The organism is Pseudoalteromonas sp. S1609 (genome assembly GCF_005887255.1).
Taxonomy (GTDB): domain Bacteria; phylum Pseudomonadota; class Gammaproteobacteria; order Enterobacterales; family Alteromonadaceae; genus Pseudoalteromonas.
In genome coordinates, this window is sequence record NZ_PNDJ01000026.1 from 1 (window position 1) to 25,270 (window position 25,270).

At 40.5% G+C, this 25,270-nt stretch carries 25 protein-coding genes, 1 tRNA gene and 1 riboswitch; of the genes, 6 read left to right on the top strand and 20 right to left on the bottom strand.

Translation table 11 applies throughout. The features are described 5' to 3' along the window. Positions 1 to 55 precede the first annotated feature (55 nt). The 7 genes from CWB76_RS07720 to xerD form a co-directional block, all read right to left on the bottom strand. Positions 56 to 148, bottom strand: a tRNA-Ser gene (locus CWB76_RS07720). A 128-nt stretch (positions 149 to 276) separates the two neighbouring features. After that, on the bottom strand, positions 277 to 459 hold the full coding sequence (locus CWB76_RS07725; RefSeq protein ID WP_138606615.1) for a hypothetical protein: 183 nt from the start codon (positions 457 to 459) through the stop codon (positions 277 to 279). A gap of 353 nt (positions 460 to 812) precedes the next feature. Then, positions 813 to 2,348: a lysine--tRNA ligase gene (gene lysS, locus CWB76_RS07730; protein WP_010391516.1), complete on the bottom strand. Its 1,536-nt coding sequence runs from the start codon at positions 2,346 to 2,348 to the stop codon at positions 813 to 815. A gap of 26 nt (positions 2,349 to 2,374) precedes the next feature. Continuing rightward, positions 2,375 to 3,473, bottom strand: a protein-coding gene (gene prfB, locus CWB76_RS07735) for a peptide chain release factor 2 (protein WP_109874146.1) whose coding sequence is annotated in 2 segments (ribosomal slippage) — positions 2,375 to 3,397 and positions 3,399 to 3,473 — 1,098 coding nt in all. Because the reading frame shifts where the segments join, the coding sequence is not laid out codon by codon here. 145 nt (positions 3,474 to 3,618) lie between these two features. After that, the gene (gene recJ / locus CWB76_RS07740) at positions 3,619 to 5,340 is read right to left on the bottom strand and encodes a single-stranded-DNA-specific exonuclease RecJ (RefSeq protein WP_138606617.1); all 1,722 of its coding nucleotides are present in this window, start codon (positions 5,338 to 5,340) and stop codon (positions 3,619 to 3,621) included. 85 nt (positions 5,341 to 5,425) lie between these two features. Then, the gene (gene dsbC / locus CWB76_RS07745) at positions 5,426 to 6,154 is read right to left on the bottom strand and encodes a bifunctional protein-disulfide isomerase/oxidoreductase DsbC (RefSeq protein ID WP_138606619.1); all 729 of its coding nucleotides are present in this window, start codon (positions 6,152 to 6,154) and stop codon (positions 5,426 to 5,428) included. Positions 6,155 to 6,227: 73 nt separating this feature from the next. Next, positions 6,228 to 7,154, bottom strand: a complete 927-nt coding sequence (gene xerD / locus CWB76_RS07750) for a site-specific tyrosine recombinase XerD (RefSeq protein ID WP_138606621.1) — start codon at positions 7,152 to 7,154, stop codon at positions 6,228 to 6,230. Positions 7,155 to 7,259: 105 nt separating this feature from the next. Here xerD and fldB point away from each other — a divergent pair, with 105 nt between their 5' ends. Next, positions 7,260 to 7,781: a flavodoxin FldB gene (fldB, locus tag CWB76_RS07755; RefSeq protein ID WP_008467792.1), complete on the top strand. Its 522-nt coding sequence runs from the start codon at positions 7,260 to 7,262 to the stop codon at positions 7,779 to 7,781. A 50-nt stretch (positions 7,782 to 7,831) separates the two neighbouring features. On the opposite strand, the gene CWB76_RS07760 is transcribed toward fldB, so the two are convergent. From CWB76_RS07760 to CWB76_RS07770, 3 genes are all read right to left on the bottom strand, one after another. After that, complete coding sequence (locus CWB76_RS07760; protein WP_138606623.1) at positions 7,832 to 8,278, bottom strand: DUF2147 domain-containing protein; 447 nt, start codon at positions 8,276 to 8,278, stop codon at positions 7,832 to 7,834. Between the two features lie 162 nt (positions 8,279 to 8,440). Further along, positions 8,441 to 10,450 carry an alpha-amylase gene (locus CWB76_RS07765; protein WP_138606625.1) on the bottom strand — a complete coding sequence of 670 codons (2,010 nt, stop codon included), beginning with the start codon at positions 10,448 to 10,450 and terminating at the stop codon, positions 8,441 to 8,443. 156 nt (positions 10,451 to 10,606) lie between these two features. Beyond that, entirely contained in the window at positions 10,607 to 11,305 is a 699-nt protein-coding gene (locus tag CWB76_RS07770; protein WP_138606627.1) for a tRNA1(Val) (adenine(37)-N6)-methyltransferase, read from the bottom strand. 76 nt (positions 11,306 to 11,381) lie between these two features. Here CWB76_RS07770 and srmB point away from each other — a divergent pair, with 76 nt between their 5' ends. Then, positions 11,382 to 12,608 carry an ATP-dependent RNA helicase SrmB gene (gene srmB / locus CWB76_RS07775; protein ID WP_010391528.1) on the top strand — a complete coding sequence of 409 codons (1,227 nt, stop codon included), beginning with the start codon at positions 11,382 to 11,384 and terminating at the stop codon, positions 12,606 to 12,608. A 239-nt stretch (positions 12,609 to 12,847) separates the two neighbouring features. Next, positions 12,848 to 13,168, top strand: a complete 321-nt coding sequence (locus CWB76_RS07780; RefSeq protein WP_138606629.1) for a BON domain-containing protein — start codon at positions 12,848 to 12,850, stop codon at positions 13,166 to 13,168. 441 nt (positions 13,169 to 13,609) lie between these two features. On the opposite strand, the gene CWB76_RS07785 is transcribed toward CWB76_RS07780, so the two are convergent. Together CWB76_RS07785 and yaaA are read right to left on the bottom strand one after the other, a co-directional pair. Continuing rightward, a complete protein-coding gene (locus tag CWB76_RS07785; protein WP_138606631.1) occupies positions 13,610 to 14,569 on the bottom strand; it encodes a mechanosensitive ion channel family protein in 960 nt (319 codons plus the stop codon). A 106-nt stretch (positions 14,570 to 14,675) separates the two neighbouring features. Then, the gene (yaaA, locus tag CWB76_RS07790) at positions 14,676 to 15,455 is read right to left on the bottom strand and encodes a peroxide stress protein YaaA (RefSeq protein ID WP_013465813.1); all 780 of its coding nucleotides are present in this window, start codon (positions 15,453 to 15,455) and stop codon (positions 14,676 to 14,678) included. A gap of 218 nt (positions 15,456 to 15,673) precedes the next feature. On the opposite strand from yaaA, the gene tal reads away from it, so the two are divergent. After that, complete coding sequence (gene tal, locus CWB76_RS07795) at positions 15,674 to 16,624, top strand: transaldolase (protein WP_138606633.1); 951 nt, start codon at positions 15,674 to 15,676, stop codon at positions 16,622 to 16,624. Between the two features lie 227 nt (positions 16,625 to 16,851). Next, positions 16,852 to 17,040 (top strand): DUF3545 family protein, encoded by a 189-nt coding sequence (locus tag CWB76_RS07800; protein WP_008110646.1) that lies wholly within the window; start codon positions 16,852 to 16,854, stop codon positions 17,038 to 17,040. Between the two features lie 59 nt (positions 17,041 to 17,099). On the opposite strand, the gene ung is transcribed toward CWB76_RS07800, so the two are convergent. From ung to CWB76_RS07840, 8 genes are all read right to left on the bottom strand, one after another. Beyond that, positions 17,100 to 17,762, bottom strand: a complete 663-nt coding sequence (gene ung, locus CWB76_RS07805) for a uracil-DNA glycosylase (RefSeq protein WP_138606635.1) — start codon at positions 17,760 to 17,762, stop codon at positions 17,100 to 17,102. Continuing rightward, positions 17,759 to 18,607, bottom strand: a complete 849-nt coding sequence (locus tag CWB76_RS07810) for a cobalamin-binding protein (RefSeq protein ID WP_138606637.1) — start codon at positions 18,605 to 18,607, stop codon at positions 17,759 to 17,761. Before CWB76_RS07810 ends, ung begins: the two co-directional genes overlap by 4 nt. Then, entirely contained in the window at positions 18,607 to 19,206 is a 600-nt protein-coding gene (gene cobO / locus CWB76_RS07815) for a cob(I)yrinic acid a,c-diamide adenosyltransferase (RefSeq protein WP_010391538.1), read from the bottom strand. Before cobO ends, CWB76_RS07810 begins: the two co-directional genes overlap by 1 nt. Then, positions 19,199 to 20,680, bottom strand: a complete 1,482-nt coding sequence (locus tag CWB76_RS07820) for a cobyric acid synthase (protein WP_138606639.1) — start codon at positions 20,678 to 20,680, stop codon at positions 19,199 to 19,201. Before CWB76_RS07820 ends, cobO begins: the two co-directional genes overlap by 8 nt. After that, positions 20,680 to 21,690 carry a FecCD family ABC transporter permease gene (locus CWB76_RS07825; protein WP_010391540.1) on the bottom strand — a complete coding sequence of 337 codons (1,011 nt, stop codon included), beginning with the start codon at positions 21,688 to 21,690 and terminating at the stop codon, positions 20,680 to 20,682. Before CWB76_RS07825 ends, CWB76_RS07820 begins: the two co-directional genes overlap by 1 nt. 1 nt (position 21,691) lies before the next feature. Next, positions 21,692 to 22,504: an ABC transporter ATP-binding protein gene (locus CWB76_RS07830; protein WP_138606641.1), complete on the bottom strand. Its 813-nt coding sequence runs from the start codon at positions 22,502 to 22,504 to the stop codon at positions 21,692 to 21,694. Positions 22,505 to 22,578: 74 nt separating this feature from the next. Next, positions 22,579 to 22,716, bottom strand: a riboswitch (cobalamin riboswitch). 49 nt (positions 22,717 to 22,765) lie between these two features. After that, the gene (locus CWB76_RS07835; protein ID WP_138606643.1) at positions 22,766 to 23,695 is read right to left on the bottom strand and encodes a porin; all 930 of its coding nucleotides are present in this window, start codon (positions 23,693 to 23,695) and stop codon (positions 22,766 to 22,768) included. Between the two features lie 163 nt (positions 23,696 to 23,858). Continuing rightward, complete coding sequence (locus tag CWB76_RS07840; protein WP_008467766.1) at positions 23,859 to 24,728, bottom strand: LysR family transcriptional regulator; 870 nt, start codon at positions 24,726 to 24,728, stop codon at positions 23,859 to 23,861. 89 nt (positions 24,729 to 24,817) lie between these two features. On the opposite strand from CWB76_RS07840, the gene CWB76_RS07845 reads away from it, so the two are divergent. Then, complete coding sequence (locus CWB76_RS07845) at positions 24,818 to 25,192, top strand: MaoP family protein (RefSeq protein WP_138606645.1); 375 nt, start codon at positions 24,818 to 24,820, stop codon at positions 25,190 to 25,192. The last annotated feature ends 78 nt before the right edge of the window (positions 25,193 to 25,270 follow it).

The window sequence follows — 25,270 nt, forward strand, 5'->3', positions numbered from 1 at the left end:
TCCAGCTGAGCTATGCGCCCATCTTTACGTTTACAAGATTTCGCCATTTAAAAAATGGTGGAGAGGGAGGGATTCGAACCCTCGATAGAGCTACAAACTCTATACTCCCTTAGCAGGGGAGCTCCTTCGGCCACTCGGACACCTCTCCGTCTTGTGGGGCGTATAATAAAGATTTCAGAAAATATGTCAAACACTTTTCTGACAAAAGTGACTATATGGCTATAGATTGCACACATGTCTGGTTTTAAAGTGTAATTAGTTTGAAAATTAATCAGGTTAGGTATTTGGAGTGCTTGAGTTAACACCCATCACTGGCACTAGTTCATCCGTAAGTTCAGCAAGATATTGCTCTTGGTAGCCCAATTTTTGAAACTCAGCAATACACGCGCGGTAATAAGCTTGTCGCTGTTGCTCTGTGGTGCTCTCATCGGGTAAAGACTCTACTCGTTTAGCTTTCATATTATTTATCTAAGTCCTTTAGAAATTTTTATTTTTACGACTAATAATGACCGTGTACAAATTTCGGCCATATTTTAGCTAAAAAATTCACATAAATACAACATAATGTTTAAAAAACAATCATACCAAAAAGTTATAGCACTGCTTTAATGTTGCTAAGCAGTGAGGCAACTTTATGATAATGAAACTGAATTAAAGGTTAATATCCCTTTGTACTTACATTTTATTATCAGTGTAGTACTTATTAATTAAAAGCCCTAATATAAAGTTTAGGCAATGTCTCACAAACAATAAGGCAAAAAAAACGCCGCTAATTAGCGGCGTTAATAATTTTATAGTTTATTCCTTCAAGCTTAGTCAGCTTGTGGGCGCATGTGCGGGAATAAAATAACATCTTTGATAGTTGATGAGTCAGTAAATAGCATCACTAAACGGTCAATACCAATGCCCTCACCTGCCGTTGGTGGTAAACCATACTCAAGTGCGCGAATGTAGTCTTCGTCATAGTGCATTGCTTCATCATCACCAGCGTCTTTCTCTTCAACCTGACGCGTGAAACGCTCAGCTTGATCTTGTGCATCGTTAAGCTCTGAGAAACCATTTGCTAATTCACGACCGCCAACAAAAAATTCAAAACGATCAGTTACAAATGGATTTTCGTCGTTACGACGTGCAAGTGGAGATACTTCCCACGGGTAGCCTGTGATAAATGTAGGTTGGATAAGCATATGCTCAGCCGTTTCTTCAAATATTTCACATAAGAACTTACCTGGGCCCCATACGCAGTTTTCAGGAATTTTAACGTGTACTTGTTTAGCGTACGCTTTTAATTCTTCAAAGTGGTTTTCTGGGTCGTTAAATACCGCAGCATCAAACTCAGGGTTATATTTTAAGATAGCATCTGCCATGCTTAAACGCGTGAATGGTTGACCAAAGTCGTACTCTACTGAGTCAACAACTTCGCCGTTTTCATCTTTAGTGGTGTTAACCACAATTGGGCTGCCCAGTACATTAGTTGCAACTGTACGTAACATGTCTTCGGTGATGTTCATTAAATCAATGTAGTCAGCATACGCTTGGTAGAACTCAATCATAGTGAATTCTGGGTTGTGGCGTGTCGATAACCCTTCGTTACGGAAGTTACGGTTAATTTCGAATACGCGGTCAAAACCACCTACCACTAAACGCTTTAAGTAAAGCTCTGGTGCAATACGCAAGTACATATCGATATCAAGCGCATTATGATGCGTTACAAACGGACGTGCCGTCGCGCCACCAGGAATAACCTGTAGCATTGGCGTTTCTACTTCCATAAAATCGCGGTCAGCTAAAAAGCGACGAATGCCTTCAACTACTTGTGAGCGAATGCGGAATGTTTCACGCGTTGCTTCGTTAGTTATTAAATCAACATAACGTTGACGGTATTTAGTTTCTTGATCTGATAAGCCATGGAATTTTTCTGGTAGTGGACGAAGTGACTTAGTCAGCAGTTCGTACTCTGTCATTTCTACGTATAAATCGCCTTTACCTGATTTGTTCAGCGCGCCTTTAACACCAATAATATCGCCAATATCAAGCTGACCATATTTTGCTTTTAAATCTTTTTGAACGTCTTTTGAGGCATATGCTTGCACACGGCCTTTCATGTCTTGAATAGACATAAATGGACCACGTTTAGCAAGAATACGACCTGCTATCGATACTACGTGCTGTAATTCGATTAGCTCTTCTTTACTCTTATCACCAAACTCAGCCTGCAAATCTGCCGTGTAATGCTCACGACGGAATTGGTTTGGATGACCGTTGGCTGGGCAATTTTCGCGAATAGCGTCTAATTTGCCGCGACGCTCAGCGATTAACTTATTTTCGTCTTGGATTTGATCAGTCATTTTTTAGCTCTTTTTTAGCTTGGTGGTTATAAACCAGATTTTAAGCTGGCTTCAATAAATTTATCTAGGTCGCCATCGAGTACCGCTTGAGTGTTACGGTTTTCAACGCCAGTACGTAAATCTTTAATACGCGAGTCATCAAGTACGTATGAACGAATTTGACTTCCCCAGCCAATATCAGACTTGTTGTCTTCTTGGCTTTGCTTTTCAGCATTTTGCTGTTGCAGCTCAAGCTCAAATAATTTCGCTTTTAACTGCTTCATTGCTTGGGCTTTATTTTTATGCTGCGAGCGCTCGTTTTGACACTGCACCACGGTATTGGTTGGTACGTGGGTAATACGTACCGCCGATTCAGTGGTATTTACGTGCTGACCACCCGCGCCTGATGCACGGTAAACGTCTATACGTAAGTCAGACGGATTAATATCAATCTCAATGTTGTCATCAACTTCTGGGTAAACAAACGCAGATGCAAACGAGGTATGGCGGCGGCCACTTGAATCAAATGGGCTTTTACGAACTAAGCGGTGTACGCCTGTTTCAGTGCGTAACCAACCATATGCATACTCACCAGAAAAACGTACTGTTGCGCCTTTAATACCAGCAACATCGCCATCGGTCGCCTCAACAAGCTCTACTTTAAAGCCTTTAGCTTCACCCCAGCGTAAGTACATACGCAGTAAAATATTACACCAGTCTTGTGCTTCAGTACCGCCAGAGCCTGATTGTAAATCAAGGTAGGCATCGTTTGAATCGTGAGAGCCTGAAAACATACGACGAAACTCAAGCCCTTCAAGCTGCTGGTTTAAATCAGCTAGTTCGCTTTGTGCTTCATCAAAGGTGTCTTGATCTTCAGCTTCAACAGCAAGCTCTACTAAACCTTCAACATCGTCAGTACCAGCAACAAGGTTATCGATTGTTTCAACCACGGCTTCTAGTGCTGACTTTTCACGACCAAGGGCTTGTGCGCGCTCAGGCTCATTCCATACGGCTGAATCTTCAAGTTCGGCGTTAACTTCTTCTAAACGTTCTTGTTTAAGAGCGTAGTCAAAGGTACCCCCGAAGCAGTTCAGTACGTTCGCGAATTTCCTTGATTTGATTAATCACAGGATTCACTTCAAACATGTACATTACTCCAAAATGGCTAGGTTATTGCGCACTTAAAAAAGAGACCGAGCGCAATTAAAAATCATTAAATAATAAAAACGCCCGATTTTAACAAAAAACCGCGCGTTTTATTAGCCTTTTATGCATGGTTTGAAGATATTTTTTAGCCCACTTTTTCAAGCTCTCTAACTATAAGTTGTAAGCTAAATTTACCTCTAAATTCATTTATATCGAGCTGATACGCTACTTTAACAAACTGCGCCTCGGTATCTGGCCACGCTTTTACATCAATCCCAAAGGCAATGGCATCCACTAAGCGTGCAGACTGATGCTTTAATACTAGCTTTAAGTGTTTTTCACCCACAATACGCTGCTGGATTACTTCAAAGGTGTGTTCAAATATCGGCTCAGGAAACTGCTGCCCCCACGGGCCCGATTGTTTTAAAAGCTGGGCAAAATCCATGCTAAAGCAATCATTAGGTAACTCACCATCGGTAAATACAATACAGCGTTTACTTTCTTCACTGAGTTGCTCGCTAACTGCACTATTAAATGCGCGTTTGAACTCAGTAAATTGTTGCTCGTTAATACTTAAACCTGCCGCCATTGCGTGGCCGCCAAATTTATTAATTAAACCAGGCTGCGCAGTGTTTAAACCTTCAAGCAGGTCGCGCATATGTAAACCTTCAATAGAGCGACATGAACCTTTTATTTCACCGTTTTCGCCACCCGCAAATATCACGGTTGGGCGGTGGTATTTTTCTTTTAAGCGCCCCGCTAAAATGCCAATAACGCCTTGATGCCAATCGTCTTGATACAAACAAATAGCATCAGGTACGCTATTTTCTTTAAATGCTAGCCTATCGAGCACGGCTTGCGCCTCTACTTGCATACCTTGCTCTATTTCACGTCTGGCAAAGTTTAAGCTATCAAGCTCGCCGGCTATGCGCCTTGCTTGATTTATGTCGTTGCTAAGTAAGCAAGCTATACCCAAACTCATGTCATCTAAGCGCCCTGCTGCATTTAAACGTGGCGCCAATGAAAAGCCAAAATCGCTGGCACTCAAACGAGCTGCATTGCGATTAGCCACTTCAATCAATGCGGTGATACCTGGGCGGGTTTTACCGCTGCGAATACGTGCCAAGCCTTGATGCACTAACGTACGGTTATTTGCATCAAGGGCTACCACATCGGCCACCGTACCAAGGGCTACAATATCGAGTAAGTCAGCAATATTTGGCATGGGATGTTGGTTAAAGTAGCCTTGTTCACGCAGCGCACTTCTCAGTGCGATAAGCAAATAAAACGCCACACCAACACCAGCTATCGACTTAGAAGGAAAATCACAGTCATGACGATTAGGGTTAACAATAGCATCGGCATTCGGCAGTTGCTCGCCTTGTAAATGGTGATCTGTAACCAGCACTTTAATGCCTGCGGCTTTAACAATATCAATCCCTGCAATACACGAAATACCGTTATCTACGGTGATCACTAAATCGGGCTGCATAGTCACTATTTGCTCAGCCAATGCTGGGCTTAAACCATAACCTAGACTAAAGCGGTCTGGCACTAAGTAATCTAAATGAGTAAAGCCAAACATGGCCAGCCCTTGCATTAAGGTGGCGGTGCTGGTTGCGCCGTCGGCGTCAAAATCGCCAACAATAAGTATTTTGCTTTGTGCATGCAGCGCGTCAATTAACAGTTGGCTGGCTTTGTCTATATCTTTAAACAACTTAAAGTCGAGTAAAGTAGCCGCACTATTATTTAATTCATCAGCATGGCAGACGTTACGCGTGGCATAAATTTGCTTAATAACAGGATGTAGATGACTAGGTAGATGAGAGTCGTCAACGGGTTCTCGCGCAATGATCATTTTTTTCATGCTGGTTTTTTAACTTATGATGTTCATAACAAAAAGACAAAAAAAGGCCATAAAGGCCTTTTTAAACAGGTACTCAGGTTTTTAATTAACCTGCTTTATTCGCCTCAAGCGCAGCGCTTAATGCGGCTGCTGGTTGGTAGCCTGGGATCATCGTGCCATCTTCTAAAATAATAGCCGGTGTACCACTAACACCAAAACTTTGGCCTAATTGGTAATGCTCTGCAACGGGTGCGCTACAATCTTTTACAATTTGTGTATCCGAGCCCGATTTAGCTTCAGTAAGTGCTTCTTGCTGATCTTTAGCACACCACACATTCATTAAATCAGCATAACCTGACCCCTGTAGGCCGCCACGTGGAAATGCGAGGTATTTAACCGTAATACCCGACTCAAGTAAGTCATCAAGCTCTCGGTGTAATTTACGACAGTAACCACAGCTAATATCTGTAAACACGGTAATGCTGTGTTTTTCTTCTGGCGCTTTATACACAATCATTGAATCTTCGTATTCTTTTAACCCTGATTGGCGCACACCATTAAGTGCTTGCTCGGTTAAATTATTACGGTTGTTTAAATCGATTAGCGTACCTTGCATTAAAAACTGACCGTCAGGGCTTGCATATAGCACCCCTTTATTGGTAATCAATTCTTTTAAGCCTGCAACCGGACTTGGGTTAATTTGTTTTACAGTTACTCCAAGCGCGGCAAATTTTGTCACGATAGGATCATTGGCATCGGGTGTTACTGCAACGCCATTAGCAAAAGCGCTCAAACTAGTGCACAACATGGCACCTGCTAACATTAATTTTTTCATAACGGGTTCTCTATCCTAAAAAATACTTATCTTATCGTGTCTATATGACCGGCTTAGTAACAAAAAAATTCGCTTAAGCACGAGGATGGTGCTCAGCATGCACCGATTTTAATCGCTCATTCGCTACATGCGTATAAATTTGGGTAGTTGATAGGTCGCTGTGGCCAAGCATCATCTGCACCACACGCAAGTCAGCCCCATGATTTAATAAATGCGTTGCAAATGCATGTCGCAAAGTATGAGGTGATAACGGCGACTCAACGGATGCCAAAATAGCATAGTGTTTAATCCGATGCCAAAAAGTTTGTCGTGTCATGCCCACCCCTCGTTTAGAGGGAAAGACAAAATCGGTGGCATGTTTTATCATTTGTGCTCGGCCAAGCTTTAAAAATTGCTCGAGCCAATACATAGCCTCTTCACCTAAAGGCACTAACCGCTCTTTGTTTCCTTTACCTTTTACAAACACCACAGCTTGGCGCAAATTTATTTGCTCCATTCTCAGCCCTACTAGCTCAGTTACCCGCAAGCCTGTTGCATATAATAACTCTAGCATGGCTTTATCGCGCAGCCCCATTGGTTCTTCAATATTGGGGGCACTTAATAGCGCCTCTACTTCGGCCTCAGAAAGCGTTTTTGGTAACGACTGCCCTGCTTTAGGCTGAGCAATATTGGCCATAGGTGAGTCGCTAATTATTTTTTCGCGTACAAAGTACTGATAAAAACGTTTTAATGCACTAATACTGCGTGCAGTACTGCGTGGTTTTAACCCCAAATCAACACGGTGCGCTAAGTAACTTTCAACGTCGAGGCTGGTTACCGTCATTAAGTTTTCGCCTTTTAAAAACTGGCAAAACTTATCTAAGTCACTGCGATAAGCGCTCAGTGTATTTTCACTTACGCCTTGTTCTAAATAGAGGCTATCAAGAAAGGTTTCTAAAAAGTCGCTATTGCTATTTAGCTCAGTGTTTTGTTCAGGTAAATCGTCAGATAGCGTTGTCACGTTGTGATCTCATGTTGGTAATACCACGGTAGAAGGTATCAATTAAAAATACCTTACGGTAAACTTGAGCCTATCATAACAGGCAATTACACAGTGATAAATACGATGCAGATTGGTTTATTTTTTGGTTCTACTACCTGCTATACCGAAATGGCGGCAGAAAAAATACGCGATATTATTGGCGCCGACATTGTCAGCTTACATAATATTAAAGACGAGCCGCTTAAAAACGCTGAGCAATATGACTTTATCATTTTTGGTATTTCTACGTGGGACTTTGGCGAAATTCAAGAAGATTGGGAATCAAAGTGGGACGACATAAAAGACGTTGACCTAAATGGTAAAACCATTGCCTTATTTGGTATGGGCGATCAGCAAGGGTATGGTCAGTGGTTTCAAGATGCGTTAGGCATGCTTCATGATGAAATAAATGCCCAAGCCATTACTCAACTTGGCTTTTGGCCTAACGACAGTAACTACGAATTTGAAGCCTCTAAAGCCCTTACCGAAGACGGTAAACAATTTGTTGGTTTAGCATTAGACGAAGATAGTCAGTACGAACTAAGCGACGAGCGTATTGCCACCTGGGTAGAACAAGTGATGACAGAGTATGCTGAAACCCTGTAACTGTGCACTCTTGCAAAAAGCGCTGCTATGCAGCGCTTTTTAATATTTAACTACTCTACTTTTAACCAGTATTGGTTACGGTAAAAAAAGCCCACATAACCACGCACTTCAAGTTTTTCGCCATTTTGCTGCGGAGTTAAACGCACGCTGTAGGTTTTACCGTTATTTGGGTCGAGTATTTCACCGTCTTCCCAACTACCATCTCCGGCATGCGTTACATTTTCAATAATGGTCATGCCTAGCATCGGCTGATTCTTTTTATCACCGTTGCACTCGCTGCAAAGCGCATCTTGCTTATTTTTATTGAGTATTGTTTCAATTTTGCCAGTTAGCACGCCATCTTGCTCAGTAATGCGTACATAAGACTTTGCTTCTTTGGTGTCTTCATTAATGGTTTTCCAAAGCCCTACAGGACTCATGTTTGCATGCGCACTATGGCTTATAAATAAAGCTGCAGCGAGAGTGCTTAGCAAAGTTAGTTTATTAAAGTTTTTCATTGAGTTGCTTTAATTTTAAATAGCTAATAAAACGATAATACCAGCTGATTTATAAACACACTATGAAATTACATAGCTAATTAGGTGCATGTAAAAAATAAAAACCAAGTGCGTTTCAACACACTTGGTTTTTAAATAATAATCACGTTTTAAAGTGCATATTTAAAAGTCACGTACCTCTACACTTGAGCTATTAAATTCAAACATATTAATTTTGCCGCACTGGGCCATATGGTTAGTGCTTGCATATGGGGCGTTTGCTTGATTTATATCGCCCTCCCACTCAGGGCCATTTTTTACAAATGCTTTGAGTTCAAACCAGCCGTTAACGGCTTTACTGCAATCCATATCAACATCAAGCATCCAGTAGTGTTCGCCCCATATGTTAAGTGGTGTAACGCCAAAACCATCATTATCTACCGTTTTTTGCGCGCCATATTCACTAGGCCATATATTAGTAGTCCAATCCATCGCGGTACCTTGCGCCTCACTGCTTTGACCTTGCTCAATACCATACCAATCTAGGTAATTATCGTTTGCTTTCCAAGGCAAAGTGGTGTTGTTTTTTAAATTGTTGTGACGAATAGGCATGGCACATTCAATGTTCGTTGTTTGGCAGTTTCTACCAAGGCTTGCATTCGCATAAATGTGATCTATTCCACCACGAACAAACATATCTTGCCCGCTTTGTGTTTGCGCATTGATAAAAACAACGGTTCTTTGCCAATCACCACCGTTATTAGGAAGCGAGCCTTGTAGTAATTTAGCATTTTTATGAATAGCCATGGCATCCCATGGCGCCACATTTAGGTTAATAGTGCCGTTACTATTAACTGTAATAACCTGACCACTACAGCTTTTAGCATCACCCGAAAGCTCACCTTTTAATACGTTACAGTACTGCCCAGCAGCCATATCTGTTTGAACTGTTGCATTTAAAGTTGAGTCTTCTTTATTAATTGCCATATGGCCTGAGCTACCTCGCCCAAATGCAATCTGGTTATTGGTGTTATCCCACCAGTTTGTTACAACCCAGTTATCGGCAGTGTTATTTCTAAAATCAACACCACCAGCAATGTACGACCAACGATGCTCACACTTCCATTTGCTTGCAAAACATTCCAAGTTACCATTGTTGTGCACTGGCACACTTGGCCCACCTGCATCGGTATCACCATGAAAGTCATAACTCGACATGACTTTTGGGTACCCATACGGATACGCCAACATAAAGACGTTAGCTAGGTCGTATAAACGGCCATCTTCAAAAGTAATTACATTACCCGCACCACCATGCCCACGTTGGTTATCATGGTTATCAACAAATACCACAGCTGATGAACTTGGCATAAAACCCCAACCTTCACCAAAATTACTTAGCCACGCAAGCGAGCCATTTCTAAACGTATTACCAAGTTGGGTACTATATTTAAACTCAGTAACTAAACCTGTACTTAAATACTCTGAAGCATCTACCGCTTCAGTACCTTGATCTATCACCTCATGAAACACCACTGGCGAACCATTTATTTTTGCCATTAGACTTTGAATATCGCTTGCAGCAACATGCTTAGCAGCATCAAACCTAAAGCCTTTAACACCTAAAGCTTGCAGGTCATTAATATAGGCCGCTAACGTATTTTGCACATAAGTTGAAGCGGTATTTAAATCGGCAAGCCCTACCAGCTCGCAATGTTGCACACGATAGCGGTTATTACCGTAATCTTCAGGGTTAATTGAGCAGCTTTGGTGAAAATCTTGTGGGCTATAAATAGGATATTGTTTATTACCAAAGTTATTACCGGCGGTACCAGTACCATTGCCTGCAGCCATATGGTTTATTAGCGTATCAACATATATATCTACGCCTGCCGAATTACATCGATTAACCATATCTATAAACTGCGTCCGGTTCCCGCCACGGCTTTGCAGTTGGTAGCTCACAGGTTGGTAGCGAGTCCACCATTGATTACCTGTAATATGCTCGTTAGGCGGAGATACCTGTACAGCAGCATATCCTTTGGGCCCTAAAAACTGTTCACATTCTTGGGCTATATCTTGCCAATTCCATTCAAATAGATGCACAAATGTTGTAGGTGCAGCCATAGCTAAGCTTGGTAAAGTTAAGCCAAGGCTTAATCCTGCAGTGGTGATTATATTATTCAGCTTCATAGTGTGTGTTCCAAGTGTTGAGCGAGTTAAACAACATACTCGACGTTATTTACAAGTGGTTAACACTAGTCTGGTGATTGATTAAATAAAAACTGAATACGTATGCATAATGGGTAAATTATCTTTCTTTTTAAATAACTAAGCTCAATTTATAGCTTACATCTTTAAATAAAATGCTTTGCAAAGCCCAACATAATCAGCTGTGTAGGTGTTGTTTTCATCTTTTATGCAAAGCACTGTTTGTTGTAATTCTGTTTTGATTGAGCTAAAGCGCATTAAGCTACGACTGAACACTTTACTCGGTGTAGTTTTTACTTTGCAATGCGCGTTTAAATACAGCCCTTGTTGCTGCGCCAAGGTTATAAATAACTGTGCCTCTTTGCTGGGTAAAATTAAATTAAAGTGTGCCTGTTTATGCGTTAAGCGTTTAAACGCAGCAATCAGTTCTGCAAAGCTTAAACCATCGGTATGGCGAGCGGCATTGCGTGCTGCATTATCACTTTTTAAACTGTGATTAAAATAAGGCGGATTAGATATAACGCAATCAAATTTAGTCTCAGCCGCAAAATGCTGAATGCCTTGATGATAAATACTAATGTCTGGCCAAGGGCTTTGCTGGCAATTTTGTAAAGCTTGCTGGTAGGCGGCTTCATCAACCTCAACCGCACTCACCTTTAAATCTGGCGCTCGCTGTTTACACATTAACGCCAACAACCCCGTGCCTGTGCCAATATCTAATAACGAACTTGCACCGCTTAAATCAGCCCATGCCCCGAGTAAAATACCATCGGTAGATACCTTCATGGCGCACTGGTCGTGCTCAACCTTAAATTGTTTAAATGCAAAACCAGACATTTTTTCACCTTTTCATTCACCAAGTAGATTTAAGTGCGTATAATTAACGGCAATTGTCCCCTATTTTTGACACTCTATGCAATTTTCTGAATTTGATCTTGATAATAAGCTACTCAATGCTATTAATAAAATGGGTTTTGAAACCCCTACTAGCATTCAACAACAAGCCATTCCTGAGGCGTTGCAAGGGCGTGATATTTTAGCGTCTGCACCGACAGGTACGGGTAAAACGGCGGCATTCTTAATTCCAGCAATTCAATATTTAATGGATTTCCCGCGTCGTGATCCGGGCTTTGCACGGGTATTAATTATGACCCCAACTCGCGAGCTTGCTTATCAAATTCATGAACAATGTGAGTTACTTGCAAAACAAACCCACTTAAAAATTGGGGTGGTTACCGGCGGTATTAATTACGGTACACATAAAGAAATTTTTGAAAATAATAACGACATTTTAATCGCCACACCTGGGCGTTTAATGGAGTATTTGGAAACTGAAAACTTCCACGCAGAAAACGTAGAAATGCTCATTCTTGATGAAGCCGACCGCATGCTCGACATGGGCTTTCGTAAAGAAATGCTGCGTATTTGTGATGAAGCTAAAAATCGTCGTCAGTGCTTTTTATTCTCAGCTACTCTTGAAGGTGACAGCGTAGAATTATTTGCAGAGCGTATTTTAAACGACCCGGCTCTGCTTGAAGCCGAATCATCACGCAAAGAAAAAGCTAAAATACACCAATGGGTTCATTTGGCTGACGATTACCATCACAAGCTTGAGCTATTAGTTAACACCTTAAACGGCCCTGATGTTAGTAAAGCGATTGTGTTTGTAAAAACTCGTGAGCGCCTTGAAACCCTTATTGGTGAACTAACCAATAACGGCGTTAAAGCTGCGTGGCTACGTGGTGAAATGCCACAAGATAAACGCATGAAAGCGATGGAAAATTTCCACAGTGGCAAAACCCGCATTTTAGTCGCGACCGATGTAGCCGCGCGTGGTATTGATGTAGCTGATATAAGCCACGTAATTAACTTTGATATGCCTCGCACTGCAGATGTTTACGTACACCGTATTGGCCGTACAGGTCGCGCGGGTAAAAAAGGCATAGCAATTTCACTAATTGAAGCACACGATATTGGCATCCTTTACAAAGTAGAACGTTACATAGAGCAGAAGCTAAAACGCCGTGTATTTAAAGGATTAGAGCCAAAACATAAAGAAGCTAAGCCACCAGTTAAAAAGCGTAAAGATCCAGTAAAAATGAAAGCGAAGAAAAAAGCCAAAGCTAAGAAGAAAAAATAGCTCTAGCTTGAATATATTTGATTGAGCCGACGTTTGTCGGCTTTTTTGTGGCTTAAAAACAGTGAGTAAGCAATTCAGAGTAATATGTAAAAACTACTTAGCTGAATAACCACTTAATAAAATACCCAATTATTTCAAACAGTTAAATTTGGAATGAAACTTGTAACCCTAGTCAATATATGAGTATTAAAACGCCAAATAACGGCGATAATTTTTCAAAACACACTAAGGATATAGTTATGAGTCGCATTAAATTTACTATCGGTTTTATTTCGTTTTGTTGTTTATTTTTATTAGTCTCTGCTTTTAAAGTTAGTGCAGCAACGCATTTAGCGATAGTGAGTAGTGTGGCCACACAAGCTACTTTACAGCAATCTATTACTCATGAATTACGTACTAACCCAAACCTAGAATTAAAAAATTTAAACGTACAGGTTGAAAATGGCGACGTTGAACTCAAAGGCAAAGCTAATAGCGGTTTTGAACGTGCTCTTGCTCAAAAGTTTTTAGAAAATATGGATGGGGTTAAAGTCATTCGTAACAAAATTAGTGTTATTTAATACACCTCCTTCTTAACTTATTCTTCAGCGCTGCTTGTTGCTCCAACACAAGCGGCGCTTTTTATGGCCTGCAAGATATAATTTAATGCAGAACATACTCCCGAGCCAGTATAAATAGCTTGATTAAAAGCCTTTTAGTTTACGCGCCAATCGCGACGCTCATTGCAGCTACTTATACCATTGAATCCTTTACTCAAAGACACTTCTATATAGGGCTTGCATCAAGCTTGAGAACATATTCGATTAATTAAATAATCTATTTTGAAATGAGAAACCTTATCGATATAGTTTTCTAATTGAGACTCTTTTAAATTAGTCAACGCAAGGCTTTAGTTACTTCCGAACATCAATTAATTATAATAAAAAGCGCGTTTTTACTTTGTAAAAACGCGCTGATAGTCAGTAAGTTTTTCCTACCGCTTTACCCTTGTAAATTTAAAATTAATTGCTTTCCTGGCTTGTATCAGTGTTGCTATCAGCCTCTTTACTAGTTGACTGCTGACTTATTTTATCGCTTATCATGGCATCGAGTTTTTCACCGCCTTTAATACCGAAATCCAACGTACGAATAGGAAACGGAATACTTATATCAGCAGCATCGAGTGCTTGCTTTACTGCCACAACACCTTTGTGACGCACCGTCATAAAATCGGGCTCACCAGGGTATTTAATCCAAAACCATACCAATAAGTTTATACTGCTATCACCAAAGCCTTCTGCGTACACCGCGGTCTCATCTTTGCGGATCACAAAGTCGAATTGATTAATTTTTTCGACAATAACTTCACTGGCTTTTTCTATATCGTCAGCGTAAGAAATACCTACTGGTACTTCTATTCTTCTGACCCCTAAAGTGCTGTAATTACGCAGTACATTTCTAAATAGTATTTTATTAGGAACCAGTATCAACTGCCCGTAAAAGCTCTCTATTAGTGTGTTACGTAAATTTATTGAATGCACTGAACCAAATACGTTATCGGTCTCGATAACATCACCCGCTTTGAACGGTTTACGAATACCCATAGCAATACCCGCAATTAGGTTTTCGGTCATATCTTGAAAAGCAAAACCAATGGCGAGACCAACAATACCTGCACCCGCAAGTAGTGACGTAACGGTACTTTTTAAACCCATAAAATCAAGGGCAATAAAGACTCCTACACTCAAAACAATGACTTTAAAAATGGAGGCCATTAAGTCGGCAATTTGAGTAGAATCGAGGGAACGACGCAATACTTTTTTCATTCCTTTGCCTGCAAGGCGGGCAATAAATGAAAATATAATCGCAATAATCACCGCGACTATAAAGTTAGGGATATGACTTATAACAACATCAAACCAACCGCCGAGCTTCTCTTCTATGAGTTTTTCGGCTTCTGTAATTGAGGGAATTGAGAGCATGTGTTTTTATACCTTAGTTTGGGTTAATAACCTAAGGTCTGCAAAAATAGCGCCAAAATAAAAAGCCATGCAATGCATGGCTTTTTAAACATTTTAAAAAAGTGTGTTAGCTTTGCTCTTCGCGCAAAAATACCGGTTCAAGTTCTTTAGTGGTTGCTTCTGAGCTAAAGTAATAACCGGCCACGGTAAACTCTTTAAGCTGACTTAATTGCGTGACTTGGTTTTCGATAAGGTAACGCGCCATCATGCCGCGCGCTTTTTTAGCGTAAAAGCTAATCACTTTATATTGGCCGTTTTTACAGTCTTTAAAATGTGGGGTAATAATTTGTGCGTTAAGCGTTTTTTTATCTACCGCTTTAAAGTATTCGTTAGACGCTAAATTAACTAAGTATTGTGCATCTTGTGCCGCTAAAACGTCGTTAAGTTTATTAGCAATAATACTGCCCCAAAACTCATATAGGTTTTTACCACGGCTGTTTTCAAGCTTTGTACCCATTTCTAGGCGGTAGGCTTGCATTAAATCAAGTGGTTTTAATAATCCGTATAAACCCGAGAGTATACGTAAATGCTCTTGAGCATAATCAAGTTGCTTAGCCGTTAGGGTGTCGGCATCTAAACCGCCATATACATCGCCATTAAAGGCAAGCACCGCTTGTTTAGCATTACTCGTAGTAAACGGTTGCGCCCACTCACTAAAACGTGCTGCATTAAGGCCCGCGAGCTTATCGCTAATTTTCATTAAACTACCAATCTGCGCAGGAGTTAGTTCACGGCATACTTTCATGAGCGCTTCGCTGTGCTCAAGTAATTCAGGTTGAGTGAACTTATCTGTTGCGGGTGGCGTGTCGTAATCAAGATTCTTTGCTGGTGAAATAACAGTGATCATAGTTAGCTATTGACTTGTAAATTATTTAATGTCAATTTCAACATTAAATGAGACGAAAAGCACGTTTTGTTTAAAATTATCCTACCTAAAACTCAACCGTTACCGTTTTTTCATTGATAAGGACATAAGACCTATCAAGCATTGTCACACTGTTGCAGTATAGCTATATTAAGGTAGTTTAGATTTTCTTTTAACTTGCTTGGAATGAGGAAAAGCAAATGACTAGCGCTCTACAAAGGCTTAAACAACATTCTTCTATCGTGGCCGACACGGGCGATATAGAAGCCATAAAAAAACATCAACCTGAAGATGCGACTACCAATCCATCGCTGCTTTTAAAAGCGAGCGAGATTGAAGCTTACAAACCTTATCTAGATAAAGCATGGCAATACGCTAAAGAAACCGAGCAACAGCCTGCAAAACAACTAGAGCTGGCTTGTGATTATTTTGCAGTATTACTTGGTAAAGAAATTAGCGAAATTGTACCGGGTTATATTTCTACTGAAGTTGATGCACGTTTATCATTTGATACTCAAGCAACAATTAATAAAGCACACACGCTATTGAGCCTTTACGAAAAAGAAGGCGTAAGCAAAGACAAGATTTTAATTAAAGTAGCCTCTACTTGGGAAGGCATTAAAGCCGCAGAACAGTTAGAAAAAGAAGGCACTAAATGTAACTTAACGCTTTTATTTAGTGATGCTCAAGCTCGTGCCTGTGCTGATGCAAACGTATTTTTAATTTCGCCATTTGTTGGCAGAATTTTAGATTGGCACGTAGCAAACGGTATGGAAAAACCAACCGAGCCGCTACAAGATCCTGGCGTACAATCGGTGCGTAGTATTTTTGAGTTTTACAAACGTCACGATTACAAAACGGTTGTTATGGGCGCAAGCTTTCGTAACACCGGTGAAATTATTGCCCTTACAGGCTGCGATAAGCTAACAATTAGTCCTAATCTTTTAGAAGAGCTAGGTAATTTAGAAGACGCACAAGAGTACTTACTAGAGAGCGATATTGCTAAAGAGCCAAAACCAGAGCCACTTAGTGAAGCACAGTTCCGTTGGTTACATAACCAAGATGCTATGGCCACTGAGAAACTAGCTGAAGGTATTCGCTCATTTGCAGATGCGCAAGAGCAATTAGAAGCACGCTTTAAAGCGATGTAACTAACAGCTGTTTAACGAATTTAAAAACGTCGCTTTTTAGCGACGTTTTTTTGTGCCTGCGATTTATTTTAAATACTCGACTTGTTCCTATTTACGTTCTTTTTGTATTGATCTTCATCAAAACACCACCCATTAGTAACAGTTTCGTCACATTTATATTCTATTTTATTAATAGCTGTGGTATAGATAATGCCGAGGTTCAAAAAGTGGTCAATAGGAGATAATCAATGGATAGCCTAAACGAAATAATAGAAATATTAGAAGGTTCTGATACATCGAAAAAAACCTCTCAAAAAAATAAAAAAAGAAAATGGCGCGAAATAGAAGCAATAAAAGATAAGCAACGTTTGCGCAAAGAACTACAGGAGCTCGACTATTTTGCTGATAGTATTGCTATTGATGAGTTAGAGTTTTAATCAACAACAGCAACTAAAAAGGCTTTCATTTATGAAAGCCTTTTTTAATACCAATTACCCTATACTTGCCAATTAATGGGCTGTGCTCCTTGCGCTATTAACAGCTCATTGGTTTTTGAAAAGTGCTGACAGCCAAAAAAGCCGCGATGCGCTGAAAGCGGTGAAGGGTGCGGTCCAGACAATATATGATGGCGCTGGCGATCAATGCTTTTACCTTTTTTTTGTGCATGTGCGCCCCACAAAATAAACACCACTCCTTGGCAATGCTCATTTATATGAGTAATTACGTTATCAGTAAATTGCTCCCAACCTAAATGTTTATGGGAATGGGCTTGCCCTTGCTCTACTGTTAATACGGTATTAAGCAAAAACACACCTTGATCTGCCCAGTTTTGTAAATAGCCATGCTCTGGCGTAATAAAACCATTAATGTCCGTCACTAACTCTTTATAAATATTTTTAAGTGAAGGCGGGAGCTTTTTAACTTCAGGCAATACTGAAAAGCACAAACCATGCGCTTGCCCTTCTCCATGGTAAGGGTCTTGACCTAATATAACCACTTTAATGTCACTAAGTGGGGTTGCATCAAACGCGTTAAACACCTGCGGTTCTGGCGGGTATACAGCAATGCCTTCAGCTCGTTTATTCGTAACATATTCAAGGGTTTGCTGCATATATGCTTGGCTAAGTTCATGGTTTAAAAAAGATGACCAGTTGCTCATAATTGACTCTTAATAAGTTTTCTAGATACCTCAACTTTGTCACACATTTGTGCTAATCCATCAAGCATTCTAGGGGAAAAACGATGTAATAAATCCGCGTTAACGCTAATAAATTGCTCATATTTAACCGCCGGAATTTCAGGCCATTGCTGCCAATTAACTGTAGGTATTACCCGTTTTGATTTTTCATCAGGAATAATAATAACTTGTGGCTTAGTCACTATCACGTTTTCAATACTGATTTGTGGGTAATCTGTGTCGCTGTCGGCAAATACATTAGTTACTTGGCAGGTTTCGATTAACTGATTTATCCAGGTATTTTTTGATACCGTCATCATAGGCTCAGGCCACAGCTGATAAAACCCAGTAAGCGTGGTTTTATTTTGCTGCGCGGCTTTAATTGCGTTGAGCTTAGCTGTAAATGCCTCTGCTACCTTTTTACTTTGCTCAATACGACCCGTTAATTGACCTAGTTTTAGTATTTCTTTAGCAACGCCTTCAATAGAGCGTGGATTACTTAAATGCAATTCAATCCCTAGTCGCTTAATTTGTGCTAAATCTTCTGCCTGATTACCGCTTTTCCACGCAATGACCATGTCAGGCTTGAGCATGAGTAACTTTTCGATAGAAATGCCATTATAGCCGCCGATACGCTCAATTTTAGTCGCCTCTTGTGGGTAATCTGCGTAATCCAGCGTGCCCACTATTAAATCACCCGCCCCAATAGCATATAAATTTTCGACTATGTGTGGTGCCAAAGCCACAATACGAAGCGGCTTGTCGGCTAAGGCTTGAGGTACATAAACAGCAAACAATAACAGCCCAAGAATTATGCGTTTTAACATTAGTAATCAAAGCCTTTTAGTGCTTTTACGCCCGACTCAAACGCATGCTTTACATTACGCACTTCACTTACCGTATCGGCCAGCTCAATTAAGGTACGGTGCGCAGCACGGCCAGTAATAATTACCGATTGCATTGCAGGTCGGTTGTTAATTGCAGCAACCACTTCCTCAAGGTCGATATAGCCATAGGTCACCATATAGGTGAGCTCATCGAGTAATACCACATCGATACTGCTGTCGCTTAGCATCCGCTTTGACTCTTGCCATGTTGCTTGTGCTGCCGCAGTATCGGCCTCTTTATTTTGCGTATCCCAAGTAAAACCTGTGTTCATAACAGCAAATTCAACTCCAGCACCTTGTAGTAAATTACGCTCACCACATTCCCATGTACCTTTAATGAACTGACATACCGCGGCCTTTTTACCATGGCCAACACAGCGTGCAACCACACCAAAACCAGAGGTTGATTTACCTTTGCCATTACCAGTAATAACCTGAAAAATGCCTTTTTCTTGCTGTGCCGCTGCTACTCGAGCATCAACTTGTTCTTTTACTTTTTGCTGGCGCTGTTGGTGCTTGTCGTTTGTTGATTCAGTCATTGTTATGTCCTTGGTAAATTTTAATAATTTGTTCAATGTTTAAATGTGTTTGGCACATTTCAGCGAGGCGTTCTAGCTGGCGCTCGCGATGCTCATTGATGCTGATACCACTAATTTCACTGTCTGGTTTTAGCCACTTTAATAGCAGCTCTGTAGCGGCTGCGTTGTCAAATAAGCCATGTAAATAAGTACCAGCAATAGCATTATCATCACTAATAAAACCATCAGTTTCAAAGCCATTGGGGTGTTTATTAAAGTGAATAAGTGGTTTATTGAGCGCTTGACCTTTACTGATCCCAGCATGTATTTCGTAACCCTGACAAGCAACCTGCTGCTGGTTTAAACTAATAGTGGCGTTTACTTGGCTTAGCACTTTTTGTTCACCTAATGTGGTATCAAAATCACTAAGCGCTAACCCAGCTATTTGCCCTAATGATGATTCCACCGCATTAGGGTCACAAATCGTATTACCTAGCATTTGCATACCGCCGCAAATACCCAATACTTTGCCACCATAGCGTAAATGGCGTTTAATTTGCTTATCCCAGCCTTCATTTTTTAAAAATACCAAATCGCTGAGTACATTTTTACTGCCAGGCACAATAATTAAATCAACATCAGGAATTGTTTGAGTATGGCGCACATAGGTTATATTTATATTTGGGTGTAATCGCAGTGCATCAAAATCGGTATGGTTACTAATATGAGGCACTAGCAGCACCGCAATATTAATGCTGGCCTCGGTAACATTATTATCTATGGCAACAGCATCTTCGGCATCAAGTGCTAAATCGTGTAGGTAGGGTAACACCCCTAACACAGGTTTACCTGTGTACTCTTCAAGCCAATCTAACCCGCCTTGTAATAGGCTAATGTCACCACGAAAACGATTAATCACAAAGCCTTTTACCCGTGCTTGCTCAGACTCTCTTAATAGCGCCAAAGTCCCTACTAGGTGAGCAAACACACCCCCTTTATCAATATCGGCAATAATAATAACCGGGCAATCGACCTTTTCGGCGTAGCCCATATTGGCAATATCGTTTGCGCGTAAGTTAATTTCAGCTGGGCTACCAGCCCCTTCAACCAACAACAAGTCAAAGCGTTTAGCTAAACGATTATGCGAGGTTAATACCGCATCCATAGCCACTTTTTTATAGTCATGGTAAGAGTCGGCTTCCATATTGCTAATAGCCCTACCATGAATAATAACTTGCGCGCCAGTATCACTATTGGGTTTGAGTAATATCGGGTTAAAGTCTATTTCAGGTGCTACTTTTGCCGCAACGGCTTGTAATGCTTGTGCTCTACCAATTTCACCGCCATCATGCGTTACGGCACTATTAAGCGCCATATTTTGCGGTTTAAACGGCGCAACATTAACACCTTGATTAGCAAACACTCTGCAAAGTGCTGCAACCAGGGTACTTTTACCCGCATCTGAGGTAGTGCCTTGTACCATTAGTGTTTTCATTATTGAACCACCAGCTGACGCTTACGAAAATACAATATACTTAAAAAGAATAGACTGCCGATAGCCGCCGTGATCACCCCAATTGGCAGCTCTTGGTTGCTTAATAGTGAACGAGCAAGCACATCGACCCACACCATAAATATTCCCCCAACTAATCCGGTCATTAATAATCCAACGCGGCTACCTTGAGAGATAAAAAAGCGCACTATGTGTGGCACCATCAAGCCAACAAAACCAATACCACCACAGTTGGCAACTAACACGGCCGTGATCAACGAGCTTAAAATAAGCATTAAAATTCTAAAACGATGTACTCTTACGCCAAGCGTTGTCGCACTTTCATCGCCTAACAACATGGCATTAAGCTGGCGCCTAAAACCCAACATGATTATTGTACAGACTATAATGACTAAGACAGGTAACAGCAGCGACTGCCACTGTGCTTTAGCAAAACTACCTAAAGTCCAAAATAAAATAGCCGCGACTGCTTGTGGATCGCTCCAATAAAGTAACAAACTAGTAAAAGCACTAAATAAAAATGATAAGGCTACCCCCGCCAATAACATCGATTCAACTTGGGCATTGCGCTGGCTGCCAGCAATTAAAATTAATAATCCCATCGCCACTAAACTACCGGTTAATGCCGCCCCAGATAGCGCAATACCCGCCCCTGCTCCCACAAAAGACATTAGTATAACCACACCTAATGAAGCGCCGGACGAAATACCAAATAAATAAGGATCTGCTAAGGGGTTACGGGTGACTGTTTGTAGTATTAAACCTGCAATCGCTAAGCCACTCCCGGCTAAAAAAGCCAGCAAAGTACGTGGCATTCTTAATTCAATAATAATACGACTGGTAAATGAAGCCTCGTTTGAAAAGGTTAAGCTTTGATATACATCTGCGAGCGACGTGGGTGCCGCACCAAAACTCAGTGCAATAAATAAACTTAATAGTGCGCATAGTAGCGCAGCGATTAATGCAACGGTATGGTTAGAAAAAACCGTCATATTATTGGTATCCATAATAATAAGTAATATGAGGAATAGCCTCACCCGAAGCAGCTACTTGAGGGTGAGTGCTCACTTGTGCACAAACGCCAAACACCTCATCCAGCATCTGCTCAGTGACCACTTTATTTGGCTTACCTGCATCAACAACTTTTCCATTTTTAATAACCACTAACTCATCACACATAGCAGCAGCTAAATTTAAGTCATGAAATGACGCAAATACCGTGATCCCTAGAGATTTAGCCAGCTCCATCAGTTGAATTTGATATTTCACATCAAGGTGACTAGTTGGTTCATCCATAATAAGAAGTTGCGGTTGCTGCACAATAGCGCGGGCAATAAAGGCTCGTTGCTTTTCACCGCCAGATAGCGAATCAAATAATTGAGTACTATGAGATTCAAGCCCCACATGGCTAATAGCCTGAGCTATTTTTTGTTTATCTGCTTGGGTGGTCGAACTGAATAACGTTTTATGTGGCGTAAGCCCTAGAGCCACAACATCGAATAACGAGAGGTTAAATTGCGACGGTGCTTCTTGGAGTACAACGGCAACTTGCTTTGCGTAGTCTTCGCTTTTTAGTTGCCAAATATCGGTGTTATTAAATTTAACCTCTCCCGCTGACGGCTGATTAAATCGATACAAGCACCGCAGTAAACTCGATTTTCCCGCACCATTAGGACCAATTAAGCCAACAAACTTGCCACGCTCAATACTCACATTAATATGCTCAAGGATTAAGGTGTTACCCACTCGCCAAGAGACATTATTAACGGTTAGAAGTGCAGTTTTTTTAGCGGTTTGAGTGTGCAAAAAATTATCCTAGGCAGAGAAAACCCACACTCAGTACCACAAGTACCAAAAAGAAAATGAGTTAACCCGCTCGTTATATGAAGTTTTAAGGCACTTGTATCTGACTTACAGTAAAACTGTTCACAGTTACGGGTATAGTTGAGGAGTTTCACCTCATTCCAAATGCTTGGCTATTATGCGCAGATAAGTAAATAATTTAAAGCAAAAAAAACCGCACTCAGCTGAGTGCGGTTAAAAGGGAGTGTTTTAACTAAGTATTAGTTAAAACTTATATTCCATACCTAAACCTAGGTAATCTTGGTCAACGTTGTTGTCCATATCAAAACTTGAGTAAAAGCCAAATACCTTAAGGTTTTTGTTTAGCTTGTGATCAACACCTACCGATACTGCGCTTTTATCATCGCTGTCATCAAAATCCATTGTTTGATATTGCACTTTAAAAGTGTTGCTACCCATTAGGTAAGCTGCATTCAATAAGTAACCGTCAGCCTCAGCGCTACCGTCTACTTTTTCTTGTGTTTGGTACATTGCGCCAAGTCTAAAGTCTTCAATTTTACCTTGAACTGTTGCACGTACTACGTCGTAACCATTTACTTCACTATCAGCAGCAACAGCAGCATATACAGCGCTCTTTTTAAGACCTGCATCGCCGTAAGTTAATGCCACTGAGTAACCATTTTTGGCATCTTTATCGTCTTCTGCAATAAATGAAGCTAACACTTTAAAGCCTTCATATGAGTTTGAAGCGTAAGATACTGAGTTACCTAAACGGTTTTCACCTTTAAACGTGTTTTTAATATCACCTTCAAGGTCATTAAATAAATCAAGTTTACCTTGCGCCTGCTTTAGCGCGGTATCGTTACGGCCTATTACTACCTGACCAAATGAACCTTTAAAACCTACATATTGATTACGCGCTGAAATATTATCTTTATCGCCTTTTGAGTCAGCGTCCGACACATCAACCTGAAACTCAAACTTATAAACAGCTTCTAAACCGTCTGAAATTTTTTCAGACCCCTTAAGTCCGAAACGAGATGCATTACTTTTAATTTCAGTAAACGACCCTTCTCCATCATCAGATGATTGAACGGTTACATTCGCTTTACCGTAAATGTCTACTTCTGCAAGCGCATTAAAAGATAAACCACTAAGTAAGGCTAGGCATAGGCTCGATTTTGCAAATTTCATGTTATTTCCTCGATAAACACAATAGACTAATTTTTAAAACAGCAGCAGTGTGTCACCGCTAAATGACAAAAATATTACAAAGGACATATTTTTGTCTTTTTAAGTTAATAAAACTGCATTAAATCTGAAATCAAAATAACATCTAAAATTTACCGTCTAACGACTACTTACTTTGTTTCAGTAAACTCGGTGTCATTTGCGACAGCAAATTAACCAGAGTTTCTATTAACTCTTTCTGTTCGTTATCTCTATGATAGGCAACAAATACATCTCTTGACGTATTTTCTACCCCTTTTACATGAAAAAGTTCGCCTTTTTCTAAATGGTCTTTAACTAATACCTGTGGAATAAACGCACTGCCGCCACATTGCAGTATTAAATCAAGGGCTATACGTCCGGTACTGGTTCTAAAATAAGGCGGCGTTTTACCGGTAAACTGACGCGCATGCCAAAGAGAAAACGTAGTTCCCCAATCAACATAAACATATTGATTATCAAAAAAGTTATCGCCTGTTGCGGTATCGTAGCCACTAACCGGAATAATAGGTAGTTCACAAATTCGTTCAACAACGAGTTCGTCTACTTTTGGTGGATCAAATAAAATGGCTAGATCAAGGGTGCGCTCTAATAGTAATCGAGTACTCTCTTGTTGTGCTTTTACCTCTGCCACCAAAGATACACCGGGCATAGCCGATACTATATTTGTAATACCAAACTGTAAAAACGCATCCCAAATATTAGGAGTCCCAGCCAAGCTGATTTGCTTATGCATATTATCTGCAAGTGCAACATCCACTTTGGCCCTTTGCATTCCAGTAATAATCATTTGTGCATGCGGCAACAAGCGCTCACCCGGAGCCGTTAGTTGAATATTATTGCGCTGGCGAATAAATAAATTTACGCCTAAGCCCTGCTCTAATTGACGAATTCGAAAACTCACTGCAGACTGCGTTATGTATAGGTTTTCTGCCGCTTTACCAAAATGGCGAGTACGCACCACTTCAACAAATGTTTTTAATAAATCTATGTCCAATTTTTTATCCTCACGATAAAAATTTTTTGTTTAAAAAAATAGCGATTATGACCCATACTCCAGCTAATAATTGGTATGAGGGTACAGCTATGAGCAATGATATTTCACTACTTCGTCAAGCATTTGTTAGTCAACGTCAGTTTTATGATGATCAAAACTTTCCACGCGGATTTAGCCGCAGCGGACACTTTACCTTGTTAGAGGCAAGTATTTTAGAACAGCACGGTGTTGTTTTAAAAAGTTTGTATAACAAAACAGTTGAGCCGCAAAACGAATATCAACAACAATTTGTAAATGCAATAAGTGGCATCATAGAGCCAAGTAACCCCATTGAGCGAGCATGGGTTAAATACTTAAAGCTAACAACCTGCAAAACAAAATTTCATACATTATTTGGTCGCTCAAAAATTTCAGGGCCAACACCAATCAGCCAAGATTATTATTCTGAGGCTGACAATCTATAAGTCATTACAATAGTTGCTTTTTGGCGTTTTAGCAGTTACAACTTGTATAAGCAAACACTTTTGCAAAATTTAAACAAG

Excerpts from the sequence above, each read along its gene's own strand:
- CWB76_RS07845 (WP_138606645.1), top strand. The coding sequence starts at position 24,818 with ATGAGCAATGATATTTCACTACTTCGTCAAGCATTTGTTAGTCAACGT.
- dsbC (WP_138606619.1), bottom strand. The coding sequence starts at position 6,154 with ATGAAAAAATTAATGTTAGCAGGTGCCATGTTGTGCACTAGTTTGAGC.
- tal (WP_138606633.1), top strand. The coding sequence starts at position 15,674 with ATGACTAGCGCTCTACAAAGGCTTAAACAACATTCTTCTATCGTGGCC.
- CWB76_RS07770 (WP_138606627.1), bottom strand. The coding sequence starts at position 11,305 with ATGTCTGGTTTTGCATTTAAACAATTTAAGGTTGAGCACGACCAGTGC.
- CWB76_RS07835 (WP_138606643.1), bottom strand. The coding sequence starts at position 23,695 with ATGAAATTTGCAAAATCGAGCCTATGCCTAGCCTTACTTAGTGGTTTA.
- cobO (WP_010391538.1), bottom strand. The coding sequence starts at position 19,206 with ATGACTGAATCAACAAACGACAAGCACCAACAGCGCCAGCAAAAAGTA.
- srmB (WP_010391528.1), top strand. The coding sequence starts at position 11,382 with ATGCAATTTTCTGAATTTGATCTTGATAATAAGCTACTCAATGCTATT.
- CWB76_RS07765 (WP_138606625.1), bottom strand. The coding sequence starts at position 10,450 with ATGAAGCTGAATAATATAATCACCACTGCAGGATTAAGCCTTGGCTTA.
- CWB76_RS07810 (WP_138606637.1), bottom strand. The coding sequence starts at position 18,607 with ATGTTAAAACGCATAATTCTTGGGCTGTTATTGTTTGCTGTTTATGTA.
- recJ (WP_138606617.1), bottom strand. The coding sequence starts at position 5,340 with ATGAAAAAAATGATCATTGCGCGAGAACCCGTTGACGACTCTCATCTA.
- CWB76_RS07820 (WP_138606639.1), bottom strand. The coding sequence starts at position 20,680 with ATGAAAACACTAATGGTACAAGGCACTACCTCAGATGCGGGTAAAAGT.
- lysS (WP_010391516.1), bottom strand. The coding sequence starts at position 2,348 with ATGACTGATCAAATCCAAGACGAAAATAAGTTAATCGCTGAGCGTCGC.
- CWB76_RS07800 (WP_008110646.1), top strand. The coding sequence starts at position 16,852 with ATGGATAGCCTAAACGAAATAATAGAAATATTAGAAGGTTCTGATACA.
- fldB (WP_008467792.1), top strand. The coding sequence starts at position 7,260 with ATGCAGATTGGTTTATTTTTTGGTTCTACTACCTGCTATACCGAAATG.
- CWB76_RS07785 (WP_138606631.1), bottom strand. The coding sequence starts at position 14,569 with ATGCTCTCAATTCCCTCAATTACAGAAGCCGAAAAACTCATAGAAGAG.
- CWB76_RS07780 (WP_138606629.1), top strand. The coding sequence starts at position 12,848 with ATGAGTCGCATTAAATTTACTATCGGTTTTATTTCGTTTTGTTGTTTA.
- yaaA (WP_013465813.1), bottom strand. The coding sequence starts at position 15,455 with ATGATCACTGTTATTTCACCAGCAAAGAATCTTGATTACGACACGCCA.
- CWB76_RS07760 (WP_138606623.1), bottom strand. The coding sequence starts at position 8,278 with ATGAAAAACTTTAATAAACTAACTTTGCTAAGCACTCTCGCTGCAGCT.
- CWB76_RS07725 (WP_138606615.1), bottom strand. The coding sequence starts at position 459 with ATGAAAGCTAAACGAGTAGAGTCTTTACCCGATGAGAGCACCACAGAG.
- CWB76_RS07825 (WP_010391540.1), bottom strand. The coding sequence starts at position 21,690 with ATGACGGTTTTTTCTAACCATACCGTTGCATTAATCGCTGCGCTACTA.
- ung (WP_138606635.1), bottom strand. The coding sequence starts at position 17,762 with ATGAGCAACTGGTCATCTTTTTTAAACCATGAACTTAGCCAAGCATAT.